General features: G+C 39.1%; 13 protein-coding genes. 4 read left to right on the forward strand and 9 right to left on the reverse strand.

Annotated features, from left to right (window positions below):
- A partial coding sequence (locus PSE72_RS16980) for an Ig-like domain-containing protein (protein ID WP_272691034.1) occupies window positions 1-288 on the forward strand: 288 nt, incomplete at its 5' end.
- A gap of 72 nt (window positions 289-360) precedes the next feature.
- Here the strand turns inward: PSE72_RS16980 and PSE72_RS16985 are convergent.
- The 9 genes from PSE72_RS16985 to PSE72_RS17025 all read right to left on the reverse strand — a co-directional run bounded on the left by PSE72_RS16985 (window position 361) and on the right by PSE72_RS17025 (window position 10,998).
- Window positions 361-1,059, reverse strand: a complete 699-nt coding sequence (locus PSE72_RS16985; RefSeq protein ID WP_254178897.1) for a helix-turn-helix domain-containing protein — start codon at window positions 1,057-1,059, stop codon at window positions 361-363.
- Window positions 1,060-1,683: 624 nt separating this feature from the next.
- Window positions 1,684-2,910 carry an SGNH/GDSL hydrolase family protein gene (locus PSE72_RS16990; protein WP_115166486.1) on the reverse strand — a complete coding sequence of 409 codons (1,227 nt, stop codon included), beginning with the start codon at window positions 2,908-2,910 and terminating at the stop codon, window positions 1,684-1,686.
- Window positions 2,882-4,051, reverse strand: a complete 1,170-nt coding sequence (locus tag PSE72_RS16995) for an SGNH/GDSL hydrolase family protein (protein WP_109912621.1) — start codon at window positions 4,049-4,051, stop codon at window positions 2,882-2,884. Before PSE72_RS16995 ends, PSE72_RS16990 begins: the two co-directional genes overlap by 29 nt.
- On the reverse strand, window positions 4,038-5,456 hold the full coding sequence (locus PSE72_RS17000) for an MBOAT family O-acyltransferase (RefSeq protein WP_115166487.1): 1,419 nt from the start codon (window positions 5,454-5,456) through the stop codon (window positions 4,038-4,040). The genes PSE72_RS16995 and PSE72_RS17000 overlap by 14 nt, the downstream gene beginning before the upstream one ends.
- A 512-nt stretch (window positions 5,457-5,968) precedes the next feature.
- On the reverse strand, window positions 5,969-6,778 hold the full coding sequence (locus tag PSE72_RS17005; protein ID WP_109912620.1) for a protein bax: 810 nt from the start codon (window positions 6,776-6,778) through the stop codon (window positions 5,969-5,971).
- Between the two features lie 491 nt (window positions 6,779-7,269).
- Window positions 7,270-8,415 carry a DUF4056 domain-containing protein gene (locus PSE72_RS17010; RefSeq protein ID WP_198641983.1) on the reverse strand — a complete coding sequence of 382 codons (1,146 nt, stop codon included), beginning with the start codon at window positions 8,413-8,415 and terminating at the stop codon, window positions 7,270-7,272.
- Window positions 8,415-9,560, reverse strand: a complete 1,146-nt coding sequence (locus PSE72_RS17015; protein WP_217007874.1) for a BamA/TamA family outer membrane protein — start codon at window positions 9,558-9,560, stop codon at window positions 8,415-8,417. Before PSE72_RS17015 ends, PSE72_RS17010 begins: the two co-directional genes overlap by 1 nt.
- Window positions 9,560-10,579, reverse strand: a complete 1,020-nt coding sequence (locus PSE72_RS17020; protein WP_109912617.1) for a hypothetical protein — start codon at window positions 10,577-10,579, stop codon at window positions 9,560-9,562. The genes PSE72_RS17015 and PSE72_RS17020 overlap by 1 nt, the downstream gene beginning before the upstream one ends.
- Before the next feature lie 236 nt (window positions 10,580-10,815).
- Complete coding sequence (locus tag PSE72_RS17025) at window positions 10,816-10,998, reverse strand: hypothetical protein (protein WP_004915146.1); 183 nt, start codon at window positions 10,996-10,998, stop codon at window positions 10,816-10,818.
- Window positions 10,999-11,250: 252 nt separating this feature from the next.
- On the opposite strand from PSE72_RS17025, the gene PSE72_RS17030 reads away from it, so the two are divergent.
- From PSE72_RS17030 to PSE72_RS17040, 3 genes are all read left to right on the forward strand, one after another.
- A complete protein-coding gene (locus PSE72_RS17030) occupies window positions 11,251-12,708 on the forward strand; it encodes a DUF4026 domain-containing protein (protein WP_198641985.1) in 1,458 nt (485 codons plus the stop codon).
- A gap of 279 nt (window positions 12,709-12,987) precedes the next feature.
- Window positions 12,988-13,446 carry a regulatory protein RecX gene (locus PSE72_RS17035; RefSeq protein WP_115166488.1) on the forward strand — a complete coding sequence of 153 codons (459 nt, stop codon included), beginning with the start codon at window positions 12,988-12,990 and terminating at the stop codon, window positions 13,444-13,446.
- A 267-nt stretch (window positions 13,447-13,713) separates the two neighbouring features.
- The coding region (locus PSE72_RS17040) for a carbohydrate porin (RefSeq protein WP_442958893.1) at window positions 13,714-14,385 on the forward strand (672 nt) is incomplete at its 3' end.

A 14,385-nucleotide genomic window follows, 5' to 3' on the forward strand; every position in this document is an offset into this window, starting at 1 on the left:
GGTGAGAAGACTTATCATGTAAATGCCGATAAAAAGGGTCAATGGACAATTCCGGTCACTAACCCACTGACTGATGGTTCCCATCAATATACTCTTGAAGTGAAAGATGTTGCGGGTAATTTTAGTGATAAGAAAATTACAGGCAAAATTACGATAGATTCAACCCTGCCAGATGCATCAATAATCCCTGCATCAACACCAGTAGAAAGTCACGTGGTGATGCCAACAGATATTCCAGTAGTTGATAATACGATATCTCAAATAGATATTGATAATCACAATTTCTAGTGAAGAGATTTTAGACAATATCGTTAAGCCTCATCATAATAAATGATGAGGCTTAACATTTTAAATTATAAACTATTTGAAGAGCGAAAATGTTGCTGCGGATTGTGCGTGAAAATTTTTAAATGCCAGTAAAAAATAAGGAACATCATCATAGCCAACTTCTTGGGCGATGCGTGTTATAGGCATATTTTCTGTTCTCGATAATATCATCGCTTTATTCATTCGCGACATTAAGCTAATTTTGGAAAAACTGGTGTATTCACTGGCCAGTCGTCGTTTAAGCGTTGAAGAACTCATATGAAGTTTTTTCGCGATAGTATCTAAAGTATGGCATTGCTTACCTGCACTATGAAAAATTAAGTCATACACTTTATCTTTTATCGAGATATTTATTGATGCATATAATGTAGGGATAAATTCATTTACCAGTAAAAAAAATGACAAAATAAAACCCAAATGAATATGAATAATATTCTGGTTGGTAGTTGAGTTAACTTCTTTAATAGCAGAGTGAAATACATCTTCAATAATTGGGTTTTCTTGTAAGTTAGTACAACAGATTTGACCTATTGAAGATGTTTTTTTCTTATTAATAAATAATGCAGATTGTTGTTGATAAAAGGATTTTAACATGTCTGTGGTCATTGGAAGTACATCCACAGCGAGTAGATTGTGATTATCATGATTGATTATTTCAATTGAAGATCCTTTGGGGAGAAAACAAATATCTGAGGCTGTCAGTTTTTGCCATGGGCCTTCTTCTATTCGCATGTCAATTTCACCCGAGCTAACTTTAAAGAGTAGGGAGTGAGTTAGATAAAAGCTATTTTTTATTTTATTTGATAGGGTTTCAATATAGGTATGAAACGATTTTACACAGAAATTAGTCGACATTTTTGAACCTAAATAAATATTACCTACGATTACTACCGTAAAATTATTCTGGTTGTGTCAAAGAATTGTTCACGGTTTCCATTTTTTAACAACAAACCCTGAGCTTGAATAAGATGAAAAGCGGTTTGTCATTACCTCCTTGCTTTATAAACCTCAGCGTATGCGATGTGGTTTACTAGAAGGGACGCAGGGATACTAATTTTATGCGGTGTATATTGATTTAATTAATGGTCACGATTTTTTATGTTTTTTAGAAGGAAAAATAAATTCGAAATTAGTCAGTAGTATTCCGAGAGTGACGTTTTTAATTTGTTGTTTTTATTTGAAATAATTATTTTAGCTTTAAAATTGGAATTGGATTTTTAGAGTGACAAAAAGATAAGTAAGAAAAAAGCTAAAGTGAAATAGCCACTATTAGGCGATAAATATTAAAAATAGTAGTAAATAAAAAGGCAGGGTACGTTGAAAATACCTCTGCCTTATCGTGCATTGAGTCAGTCATTAATTCAATATTTGGCTTAACTGACTATATAAACCTTGAGCACTCTTTTTGTACCCTTCAACAGAAAGGTGAACATTATCTGGGCGGGCTAAATCTTGCGCTGCCCATGTGCGAATTGAACAAGGGCCACCCATAAAGGCTTGCCAGTCCCAAAATAACGTATTTTCCTGAGCAGCAACCGTCTTTTGAATTTGAATCACACTCGTTAAATTTACTGGCATTTGTGCTTGGCAACTAGCTGCATTATTAAATTTAAGTGAATCATTCGGGCCGATAAGTAAAATAACGCTGTTGGGCATTTGTTGGCGAATTAAGCGGATTTTGGCACGTAAATTTTGCTCATAAGCGGCTAAATCTAACGTATCATTAAACGCTTCATTGGTTCCATAAGCTAGAATCACCATATCAGGCGACATTTGCGCTAAAGTTTCGCTCCACTGTGGCTGCCATTTATCAGCCATACTCAATGTTGCACCATTGAGCCCAAGCGCTGAAAGCATCACCCCTGGTTTTTGCGAACGCACTAACCACCCTCCAATTTTTAACCCATTACCTTTATTAACAGTAACCTGAGCAGGGAGTTGGGTATTTACAGGGGATGAAAATACCCACTGGTTTCCCGTGGCGGGTAATGCAACGCTGGGGGAAACAGCTGGAGCGACACGCATTTGTGAATCTCCTGCGCTTTGATAGAGAGTTTGTAGCTGGTAAGCCCCTAGCGCCGGCTGTAAAGGCTTAAGCACCACTTTGCTGTTGGCTGCTTGTGGTTCGGCAATTAGCCCACCAAGTGGGTAGTCAAAGCGCTCATCTTTACGGCTTGAAGCCAGAGACCACTCTTTCTTTTCACTCATACGGTTAATGGTTGCTGTACGTTGTCCCGGTACTGAAATAGGTGGAATGAAGCCTGGGCCCGCATCCCCATAGCGTTGCTGGAACAAGGTTCTCAAATTGCCACTGAAAAAGTCAGCAGCGGTGTGTGAATCACCAATTTGGACGATGTGCACTTGTTGGCTGCCTTGGCGTAGCTTTTTCGCCAGCAGTGGCAAATTAGGCTCTGCGTTATTGATCAACTGCCCTTGTGCAACCGCAGACTGGCCTTTAGGTAGGCTAGTCGTACGTGTTTTGTCTGATGTGTTCTGGCAAGACAATAAGCCCAGCGATAAAAGCGCAATCACGCTACCCGCCAATATTTTGGACTTAGCTTGACACAGTTTGTTCAGTTTCATGAGGTTCCTTTTCTTCCTCTTCTTCGAAATGAATGAGTGAGAATACTTTTTCAGCAATCAATTGTTGGCCTTTTCCGCTGAAATGGATCCCGTCACCACTTCGCAATTTAATTGTACTGCTTGCATCACCGATATAGTCAGAATAGGTATCGCCTTTATATTTAAAGACATCATTGACAGAAAAGTAAATTTCGCCGTTATCCTCAACTTCAGATTGGTAGAGGCTACTCAAGAATTTCATACCATCGGAGAGCGTATTTTTACGCATATTAGGGGGGCCAACCCAAATAACATCAACATTGTGCTGGCGAGCGGTCGATATTATATCACTAATCCGTTCACGGTACACTTTTTCCCAATCTTCACTTTTAAATTTGACGTATTTATAACCCGTTTGTGGTGGCATATCCCAAGGGTCATTAGGTCCTAAAAAAACGACGAGAACCTTAATGTTCGGGTTATCATTCAATGCCTTGGCAATGGTTTGTGGCCAATTGAAAAAGCGTGGATATGCTAATCCTGTACTTTGTTTGCTTAGATTAATGCTATCAATATTATATTTTTTCAAGAGCATGTTTTTAACATGTGGAGCAACACCTTGCATCATGGAGTCCCCCGCAAACAGGACTTGTTGGCCTTTTTCAATATTGGCTACATGTTTTGGCACGATAGGCTGATCTTTTTTGATAGTAAAACCACCAAAGTTAATTTTGGGGTTTTTCTCCCTAGCTTGTGGTCGTTTCAGGCGTTCAGGGAAGGTTATCGATAAGCTTTCAGCTGGATAAATATAGCCATTCACAAAATGAAGGCCAACTTGAAACTCGGTGGGAAAACTGAGTGTTTTGTCTTTATTGGCCAATGCGATTTCTGCCGCTTGCTTGTCTTCTTGCGCTTTTTGCCCTGATGCGTAGTAAGTAAATAGGCTTCCCGCTTCAAGTGCACCATCATGTAAATAAGCTCCATAATCCCAGATAGGATTCCCCGCCATTTTTGCCCATGGGGTATCTTGGTGATATTTCTGCTGCCAAAATCGTTCTAGTGAGCTTTGATTCAACCAAATTAATAATAGGCCGGCAACGAGGACAATAAATAAAATCTGCCCAACCTTGATGAGGGTATTTTTAAACTCAGAAGTTAGCATAAATAAACCCCGGCATACCTGAAGGAGAAAGCATAAACATAATGGTTAGAATAATCGCGAGCGGAATAGGATAATAATACCAAGGAATAGTTTGGTATTTTTTCGCTACATAATGGTAGGCTTGTACAAAATAAGGGTAGGTAATCAGTAGTAGCCAAAATGCGACTAATAGCCCCAAGCTTGCATTAATAGAAGCGATAAAACCAGGGGCAATGATTTGATTGACCATTAACAGGGCATCATCAAATGAGGCGCTGCGAAAGAAGATCCAAGCAAAACAGACGAAATGGAAAGTAATAATACGCGACACCCAAACTGATAATGTTTTATTAGGGATCACTTGGGTCCATCCTAATTTTTCCATGCATAAATTCTTAAGATTGAGCAATACAATCCCTAATCCATGAATGGCCCCCCATACCACAAATGTCATTGCAGCACCGTGCCATAACCCTGAAATGACCATAGCAAGGAATACATTAGTGTTCATACGACTAAAACCTTTGCGGTTACCGCCAAGGGGAATATAAATGTAGTCGCGAATAAAGGTTGATAAGCTGATATGCCAGCGAGCCCAAAACTCTTTTAAATTTGCAGCTAAATAAGGCGCATTAAAGTTAACAGGAACTCTAAACCCTAATAATAATGCGATGCCCGTCACCAGATTGGTATAACCAGAGAAGTTAAAGTAAATATTCCAAGCATACGCATAGGTTGCTATTAGAATCTCTCCTGCACTGTAACCCACAGGGGCATCAAATACAGGGTTTACAAAGTTTTCAGATAAGTAAGAGCTAAATAAAAACAATTTCACCAGTGCTAATGAGATAAGCAATATGGCTTTTCGAGGATCTAAAATTTCACGGCTTTCAGCTTGTATTTGGGGCAGAAAATTCTTCGCGCGGTTGATTGGCCCCGCGACGATGCTGGGAAAAAATGCAAGATATAGTGTCACGTCAAAGAAATCAGCTTTAGGAATTTCTTTGCGACAAACCGATACCGTATAGCTTACCGAGTGGAATACATAAAATGAGAGGCCAAGAGGTGCGAGTATCTCCAATATAGGAAGACCAACACTAAAGCCAAATTTGTCGAGTGTTTGTTGGATAGTCTCTTGAAAGAATGAGTAATATTTAAAGGTGGTAAAGAAAACAATAATGACGGCGGTAAGAATACCGTATATCCATCGACTAGAGAGCCAATTAGTTGCCACATTGGTAAGCAAATAAATGATCAGTGTGTAGCTAAATAAAATATAAGCAAAGTCAGGGCTAAATGAATAAACAAAAAAATAGCTAGCAGTGATTAATAAGCCATTCTGTAGTTTTGCACTGGGCTGACAACCCCAATAAATAAGAAAAAAAATTAAGAAAGAGCCAAGAAACTCAAAAGAGAAGAAATTCATATTAGACTCAAAGATGTTAATTATTTTGTTAGAAGGTGAGGGTATATGATATTTGATCTCTTTTTCTATGCAATCAGAATATTGCTCGTCATATTTCGAATGGTGACTTTGTTGGCTACGTTCAGCTACCCTAGTCACATACTTATGTATGCTCCTAGGGATATCCTCTCTTGCCGCCTCGCCACCATTCGAACTATTTAGAGCAATAGAGTTAATCTAAAATAACGAATAAAAACCATCAAAAAAACAAGTAATGCATTTAATTGGCTGTAGGGAGCCTCTCTTGCCGCCTTGTCACCATTCGAACTATTTAGAGTAATAGCGCCAATCTAAAATAACGAATAAAAACCATCAAAAAAACAAGTAATGCATTTAATTGGCTGTAGGGAGCCTCTCTTGCCGCCTCGCCACCATTCGAACTATTTAGAGCAATAGAGTCAATCTAAAAAACAATAAAAAAATCCACTTAACGAAGTGGATTTTTTTTATGTCTTGTACCTGGTGATACAAAATTAAATGCGAGTGGCTGCTCTTTGTTGAGCTTGTGTAATCAATTCTTCATTACTCGCGTACATCTCTTGTAAATAGCGGTTATAGGTTGAACCTAACTCTGAGTACCCTTTCATATCATTGATTAGCTTTTTAGTATCTAGCTCATCTTTTGATAGGCGTTGCTTTGCTCGTGAAGTACGCAGTGACTCATAAGCATTATGGGTATTCATGTTCTTCATATAAGCAGTCACGGTATCTTCTACAGAAGTATAGGAAGAATAGCCTTTGACTTTCCCTTTCTTAGTTTGGCAGCCGCTACCGCAGCGCATACCAAATAAATTACCGTTTTGCAGAGCAAGTTGTGAAGTACCCCAGCCAGACTCTGTTGCTGCTTGTGTTGCAACTAAGTGCGTTGGCATGATGTCGACACGACTCAATAGTTTGTCCCAATTTAAACGTTTTGGGTTACTACATTTCATACCATAACTATTACAGATTTGTTCAAGACGGCGCAATTCTTGGGCGCTCCACTTCTTGTTAGCTCGTACTGATAACAACCAAGTACGTTCAGCCATGATCTGCTTATTCACTTTTTCTATAACAGGGACAACCGTTTTCAAAAATGCTTTCTTTCGAGGTGTACCAGAAGGGTATTTACGTAAATCAGGGAGTGAGGTTTTAGCCTGACTTACATTCTGTTGCACAGTTTTATTAGTATACTCTTTATTGAGCATTGTGCTGGTACTGGTGGAGCCCATACTCAGGCTCGAAAATAAAAGTAAAAATAAGAAAGCGAAGACGGCGTTTGTCCTCATCGTTCGAGAGGGCATTTGCTTCTCCTAAGTATCTCTGAACAAAATTCGAGCGAATATTAGCAGATTAATTTTTTACGAGCTACATTTATCCGGATGACATTAGGGAAATTTCTGTATTATTTTGTAGACTTTTTTATATTATTATGAATTTACTGATTTTAATTGGTATAAAGTTTCTGTTGGTATATTTTCATATGAAGAATAATAAATTAAACTGTTCATTTCTGTAGTGTCTAAGCTTAACTTAAGTCAAATTTGAGTAAAGATCATACAGTTCATGTAGTTATTATAGGGTTATTTTGTCTGAAAAATAATCAGTTGATAGGCTGTTTTTTAACCAAAATGAGATCTCCATCATTTTATTAAAGCCTATCGAGGTGACAAAAGTGAAATAAAATTATTATCTGTAAATAAGTAAAAAGTGATATTTAGCTTAAATTTTAAGTACGGTAATGTCAGGGCAAAGATTTATTGGGCGATTAATATGGATATCATAAATAGGTCTTTTAAGGTTTTAAAATTTGTTGCAGTAAATCTTGTTGTTTCGCATCGTCCGCTAGCTGTTGAAAATCTGACACCGTCCAATAAGAAGTTGGTTTGGGGAGCAGTTTCATATCATCAGTAGGGAGCAAACGCAGTTGTGCGAGCAATGACAAATCATATTTGAGATAGCGATCAGGCAACGTTAAAAATAAGCCTTCAGACGGCATAATTTGTGGAGGCATCAGAGGGTAACGTTGGTCACTTGTTTGGTAATCTCTTGTTAAAACAAGAAATTTCTCCGGAACTCTACGGTAACTGTTCCACCATAAACCATCAACGCTATCAAATATTTTTCGCGTGGTTTTTCTATCTTTGCTACCGAGCTGGTGAAGTGCCAGTGGAAGAATATTTTCCATTGATTGAGAATAAGTGGCTAAAGAGTCTGCTCGGCCTTGTAGTATCAAAGTTAAGGCAAGACGGGAACCAAGTAAATTTGAGTACAGGTCTTCAGGGGAAAATGCGGAAATCCCTTCGGAAAATCCTGGTACAGATTGATAACCATACCACTGGGCAATTTCATGCCATACCGCGAGCTGGAAAGCCAATTTTGCGGCTAAGTAGGCGCTTAGGGTATAACGTTGTTTGGCAGATTGTGGTGGTTCAAATGCATTGAAATGAATTTGTCTATCCGCTAACTCTTCACTAAGTGACAGCGACCATTGTTGACCAAGGCGTGGGTAAATTTGGCTAAATAAGTAAAAAGTATAATCTGCAGTATCTCTGACATGGGAAATATCAATAAACCCGCTTTTATCTGTATAGAGTAAGCCTATTTTTTCATTACTGAGCCCCATTAATGCCGCAGAGGCACCTAAAAAGCTGTCATTATAATGATGTTCACCGAGGCTATCTGCTTCAACGATATTATCGATAGTGTAAAATGGGACGGGTAATCCCCACAGTTCAGCTTGCAAGTTGTAGCCAAAAGCGCAGCAAGCGCGCAAACCTTGTGGAGGAGCTAAGGAAGCAACCACAGGCCAAGCTTGTGAGGCCGCTTCAAAAGTATAGGGGGTAATTACAGGCTCAATGGCAGGCAATTCCAGTTTGTCATGACTTTGGCAGGCGGCTAATAAAAGCGCAATCCCCATTGCCAGAACCCATTTGAACATTAAAATGCCTCCCCAACCTGAAAATACACCCCGGTACTGTTGCGGCCGACACCTAAATCCAAGCGAACATTCATTCTTGGTTTAAATTCAAAACGGTAGCCAACACCTACGGTGGGCAACCAATGCCCTTGACCTAATTCGGACGCAGTATCGCTCATGGTTCCTGTGCCTAACCAACCAACAACGCCATGGCGCCAATCGAGTTTATGGCGGAGTTCTATTTGGCTGGTGAATATATTGTTATCACGATAACGGCCTTCGTAATACCCGCGCATACGGTTGCCATTACCGAGTAATGATAGCTGGTTCCACGGTACATTTCCGCTTGAAAACCTTGCATAATTGTCGAATGCAATAACAGTCTCTTCGGCTAAGGCATGGTAATAGGCATATTGTAATTGGGTGGTTTGGAAGCGTGTATCGCTACCGAGGCTAGGTGCAAAATAAGTATAAACGGCCTCAAAAGTTTGCCCATGATGGGCATTGGGTAGAAAATCTCGTGTGTCATAACTGTAATATGCACTGATGCCTGAATTTAACACCGAACGGCCCCCAATTGACTTGGAGAAATACTGTTTCGCACCATCATCAGGATCGCTGGCATTGATTGATGAGAAGTTCCAACCGAGCCCTACATAAGTAGAATCAGTCAGTTGGTATAAGGCTCTTGGAGTTATTTGGAACTCTTGAGAATGGTACTTTTCTTTATTGTGATCATTTTTCCCTGCAGAATATCCCTTACCCCAATAATAAGTGGGAATATTGTTAATGATGCCGGAAACAAATAACCGCCACTGGTCGTTATCAATAAAATTATAATTGGTAAAATTTAATCCAAATGCGCCGGTCGACGACGCAAAACCGCTTAAGCCAATAGAAGATGGCTGGGTTTGTTTATCTTCTTTATCTATTCGATATAAACCAACCAGTGCGGTGCCAATACCAATGCCCATTTCGGGGGTATAAAATGGCCCTGGTAATATGCCCCAATCTACAGTTTTACTTTCATCAAAGCTAGTTTCCCCACCGAGATTGTTTAGCCAGCCATCGATTTGCTGGCGGTCAGGAAGAAAATCAGCTTTAGCAGGAAAAATAATAAAAAGGCTGAGCAAGACCAGCCTTTGAATAATTACCGAATGCCACATTAAAAACGGAATTCCCCAGAAATATAAAAACTATTCCGGTTATTAAAACCGATTTCGGTTAACACATTAAAGTTTCGAGTGAGTTCAACCCGAGCACCGACAGTATTATTCCATTTATGGGCAAGATGCTGTTTAACATCGAATTTTGCATCGTCTGGTGCTAATGCCATTAACCCACTCAATTCAGGCGGTAAATCTAGTTTACTAATATCACCTTTGAATCGTTGGGTAATATCTTGATACATGGCACCAGTCCAAATTTGTAGTTTTGTATTACCTTGACCAGGGATCAAAGGTTCAAAGATAAATTCATAACCAACTCGAGGAGTTACAACAAAAGCAGTAATGTCACCGTCTAAGATATCAAGGCTTGTTCTGGTATAGTTAAAATCTAATGTACTAAAGAATTGGTTATACCCACCAGCGAAGGTAACACCACCACCATACGTTTTTCCTTTATAATCTAATTCAAAAGGCAGATTTTTACCGATATCAATTATATTCTCTTTGCCAAAAATTTTGACTCGAGCTTTTACGCTATCAAGATTTGTGGTTGATGTACCTTTGGTTTTTCCATAAACGCCATATACGTTCATAAATGGAAAGACCCAAGTATCGAGTTTTAGCATATGTGATTCATTCTTACTGCGTGTATGTCCTGTTTTAATCATTAAATCATCATTTAAATCGAATTTAACAAAAGGAATATTTACGCCCTTTTCTGATTTAAAGGCTATTTTATCAACTTTTATATCTTGACGTAGGTTCATATATCCATAGCCGATCCCAAAAGGTTCCGGTAAATCATACCCTCGAGCGCGGGCCTCATCGCCCCAAATCGGCAGTACTCGTGACTCTGTGGTAGAAGAACGAGTAATGCCGCCTTCGCTATTATTTTGTGGTACTCCAGATTCACTTACAGAGACTGAAAATAATGGACGATCGCTATCGGCAAAGCTCACAGACATGCTCATAATAGAAGAAAGGATCAGTGCAGTACTGAATTGAATGCGTTTCATAAAATTGGCTCAATATTTGGACAATAAAGAAGTGTAATAGATAAATTGTTATTAGTCGTACAGTGATGATTAGAATTCTATCATTAGAAATTCATTTTTAGATGGTGCTTAATGCTTTTTTGTTGATAAGTTGAACTAAAGAAATGCGCGTTTATTATTCATTTAAAATGGTTATATGAAAGGGATAGGGCAGGTGCCGATATAATAAACAATACCGGCACGGAGCAGGCAAAAGGCTATTTTTTAGTTTGCTGATGAAACTTAACACGCTCATGAAAATAGGCTTTCAAATGGTCTTCCATTTGGTGAATTTTTTCTTCTAAGGCGTTGACCAACACTTCATCGCTATTCATATCGAAAACGCGTTGCATTGCGAGATCATCGACATATTCTTTTTGTGCTTTGGTTAAATCAGCCATATTTGAATTACCTTTATTGAAATAGGACTTTTGCTTCATCAATATAAAGCAAATTAAAGAAAGAGCATTATTGTGCCTCAGTCAATACCGTATGAAAAGTAGAATAACTGATTGTCGAATAATGATTATTTGTTAACTTAGTTGCAATACGAAGGATCAAATCACAATCTCAGTTTGTTAAGAATAATCACAATATTCTTAACGAATATAAGCTGATATCCTCGCCACAGTCACTTATTAATAGGTCTGAAAATGAATAATAAACAACACTACCTTGATACCGCAGCAGGTGAGGGCGAGAAAGAAGCATCAATGATGGTTGCTATTCCTGGTTCTGAGCTGACGTCTTTATTACTTGAGCAGCGTTTAGAAGAACAAACTTATTTCACCGAGGGTGAGATAGATTACATTCCAGAGGATGGCGGTTTTTTCTTTAGTTGTAAAAAAGATGAAGAAGAATTACGTTTTTATATCGCTTTAGTTGATAGCGACCCTGAGTATACCATCAACCCTTATTTTGCCACCGACCCAATCAGCCCTGAGTTGTATGCAGAAGCAAGTGCAGCCCCTCAAGCGGTAATTGTTGAGTGCTTATTTCAAGGGCAGCCATTAGCTAATTACCTTCAGCAGCTGAAAATTATTCAAATATTAGTGCCAGATTTATTACTAGGCTTGGATATTTCTGCCGCAGGGAAAGTGTTTACTCGTGAGTGGCTTAATTTCCAACTAATTGATGATTTGATGCCAAGCATTGATTCTTTGTATGTTGTTCATGCTATTTATGATCAAGAAGATAACGAAGACAAGCCGGAAGAAGAGCGTGCTCCGACTATGTATTGGTTCCACACGCACGGTTTGGCACGTTGTGGTTTGTCGGAAGCGGAAATTATTATACCGCACCCGATTGCTTCTTATTATGGTATTCCCGAACTGTTTTGGAGCTTCGTGAATAACAGCATTACTCACGGGAAAATCGTGTTTAATGAGCCCATTTTTATTGGACAAACCCAAACGGGCTATGAGTATTTAGTTGCAGTACCGTTTGAAGAAGGGCTGCTGCATGTAGGGAAATCAACCCCAATTGATGACTTAAAACCACTAGAAGAGATGAACTTCGAGTTTGGAGATGTGTCATCTGAACGTTTTATGGGGGATTGGCATGATAGAGATGAATCTCATCAACACCCATCCGCTATGCTGTTCCGTGTGACACAAGAAAACCCAGTATTAGAAAGTTTCTTTGAAGGTTTTGAAGATCAAAACGCCATGATGTTTATGCGCACCGATGAAGAAACGGCAGATATGTCGCGTAAAGCTAAATTGCGTTGGGAATATTTCACCCATATGTTAGATAACTATGGGCCAAAACAGGTCGCTCAGAAGAAAGGCTTTTTTGCCAAATTCCTTGGTAAAAACGAGGAAGCTGAAGATTCTGAATGGCGCTTTTTAGTGAAATGCGGTATTGGCTACCATGATGCGGAAGAAGATTTCGATGGTCATGAACATATGTGGTTTGAACCTGTTTCTTGGCATGGTGACCAATTTGAAGGGCGCTTAATAAACCATCCTTTTTATGTGCAAAATATGCAAGAAGGGGAAGTTTATCCATTAACACGTGATGATATTACGGACTGGACAATTTATTTCCAAGACGGCAGCTATACTCCGGATACGATATATAAACTGCTAAGTGGTACTCAAGTTCACTAACTTGTCATACTCGTCATACTCGTCATACTTCAAGCTGCATGGGTGTTGACTGCGCTCAGCCAGCCGAATCACATACTTATGTATGCTCATCGGTCTGTCTTCGTTTGTCGCCTACATGCAACTTGAATTATTTAGAGTATATACGCGTCACGATTCAAACCGCATGGGTGTTGACTGAGCTCCGCCAGCCGAATCACATACTTATTCAAGCTAGAGTACAAAGGTTTATGTTAGACTGGGCGCGCAATGCGCCCAATTTAATGATGAAAATTTAACGCCATGAATGAATCCGAGCTTTACCAATATGCCTTGTTTATGCTTTCCCGCCGTGATTATGGGAAAGCAGAGCTATTTGCTCGTATGAAACGGCGTATGTATGAAAAAAATGAAGGTATTATTGATGAGCCTTTAATTGAATTGGTGCTTGAAAGGCTAAGTGAGCAACATTTTCTTGATGACGACCGTGTCGCGGGGCTATTAATGCAAGGTTATCTCCGTAAAGGGTATGGACCATTGCGGATAAAACAAGAAATGCGGCAGAAAGGTTTTCCTGAAACGATTGTGGAAAAGCATTTTGCTACTTTAGATGTAGATTGGTTTGAAAAGGCCGCATTGGTTCGTAGTAAAAAATTCGGTGATGACCTTCCTCATGATTTCAAGGAAAAAAGCAAACAAATTAGATATTTACAGTATCGTGGCTTTTTTGGCGATATGATTTATGAGTTATTCAATGGTTAGTTTTCATATTATTAATTTATAAAATCACTTACTTTTCAACTGGTTGAAATAAAATCTGAACATAGTTTTTGACGTTGTTTATTTTAGATTAATCAGTGAATTGTGAGTTCGATCTTTCTTTTATCAATCTCATGTTAACGTTAACATATCTTTAATTATATACTGTGTTCATGTTCTGGGCTGCTCACTTCACGATAAATCAAAAAAGAGAAGAAAGCGCTAGCAATGATGTTTATTGGTTTAATTCAAATAGGTATTAATATGAAGATGTTACCGTTATCTGCGATTGCAGCGGCTTTTGTCATCCTATTCCCTTTGGTGGGGGATGCTCAAACGGATTTAAGCCGTATTGAGGCAAGGCTGGAGGCGTTAGAGAAAAGAGCTGAGTTGGCAGAACGACGTGCCGAAGCTGCTGAACAGAAAGCAGAAAAGCTCGAACGAGTGATGAATATGCATGAAACTACCAAACAACCCATATCAACCGTTGTTAAGGAGCCTATTTCCAATACAAATGTACCAAGGGAGAGTGAAGAAAAACCAACATCTGGGATCCAATACCACAATGATTACGGTGAACTTAAGCTTTATGGCGATGTTGAGTTCAATATGGATGGGGCGAGTCGTCAGGGACAAATTACATCTGTCAGAACGGCTCTTGGGAAAAACAACCAACCAAATAAGAGTGATAATTGGGATATTAATGGACGGATTTTGATTGGGGTAGATGGTAATCATTTGAAAGATAATGGAAATTATGCAGGGTTTTCTGTGCAGCCGCTTGCGGATATGACAGGAAAAATGAACCTTGATGATGCCGCTTTTTATTTCGGGCAAAAGGATCGCTGGCAAGTAAAGCTCGGCCGTTACGAAGCTTATGACATGTTCCCATTAGGACAAGATACGTTTGTACAGTATTCAGGCAATACGGCGAATGATTTG

The sequence above is a fragment of the Providencia sp. PROV116 genome (genome assembly GCF_028482485.1).
Classification (GTDB): Bacteria; Pseudomonadota; Gammaproteobacteria; order Enterobacterales; family Enterobacteriaceae; genus Providencia; species Providencia rettgeri.

Excerpts from the sequence above, each read along its gene's own strand:
- PSE72_RS17010 (WP_198641983.1), bottom strand. The coding sequence starts at position 8,415 with ATGTTCAAATGGGTTCTGGCAATGGGGATTGCGCTTTTATTAGCCGCC.
- PSE72_RS17025 (WP_004915146.1), bottom strand. The coding sequence starts at position 10,998 with ATGGCTGATTTAACCAAAGCACAAAAAGAATATGTCGATGATCTCGCA.
- PSE72_RS17035 (WP_115166488.1), top strand. The coding sequence starts at position 12,988 with ATGAATGAATCCGAGCTTTACCAATATGCCTTGTTTATGCTTTCCCGC.
- PSE72_RS17015 (WP_217007874.1), bottom strand. The coding sequence starts at position 9,560 with ATGTGGCATTCGGTAATTATTCAAAGGCTGGTCTTGCTCAGCCTTTTT.
- PSE72_RS16995 (WP_109912621.1), bottom strand. The coding sequence starts at position 4,051 with ATGCTAACTTCTGAGTTTAAAAATACCCTCATCAAGGTTGGGCAGATT.
- PSE72_RS16990 (WP_115166486.1), bottom strand. The coding sequence starts at position 2,910 with ATGAAACTGAACAAACTGTGTCAAGCTAAGTCCAAAATATTGGCGGGT.
- PSE72_RS16985 (WP_254178897.1), bottom strand. The coding sequence starts at position 1,059 with ATGCGAATAGAAGAAGGCCCATGGCAAAAACTGACAGCCTCAGATATT.
- PSE72_RS17030 (WP_198641985.1), top strand. The coding sequence starts at position 11,251 with ATGAATAATAAACAACACTACCTTGATACCGCAGCAGGTGAGGGCGAG.
- PSE72_RS17000 (WP_115166487.1), bottom strand. The coding sequence starts at position 5,456 with ATGAATTTCTTCTCTTTTGAGTTTCTTGGCTCTTTCTTAATTTTTTTT.
- PSE72_RS17005 (WP_109912620.1), bottom strand. The coding sequence starts at position 6,778 with ATGCCCTCTCGAACGATGAGGACAAACGCCGTCTTCGCTTTCTTATTT.
- PSE72_RS17020 (WP_109912617.1), bottom strand. The coding sequence starts at position 10,579 with ATGAAACGCATTCAATTCAGTACTGCACTGATCCTTTCTTCTATTATG.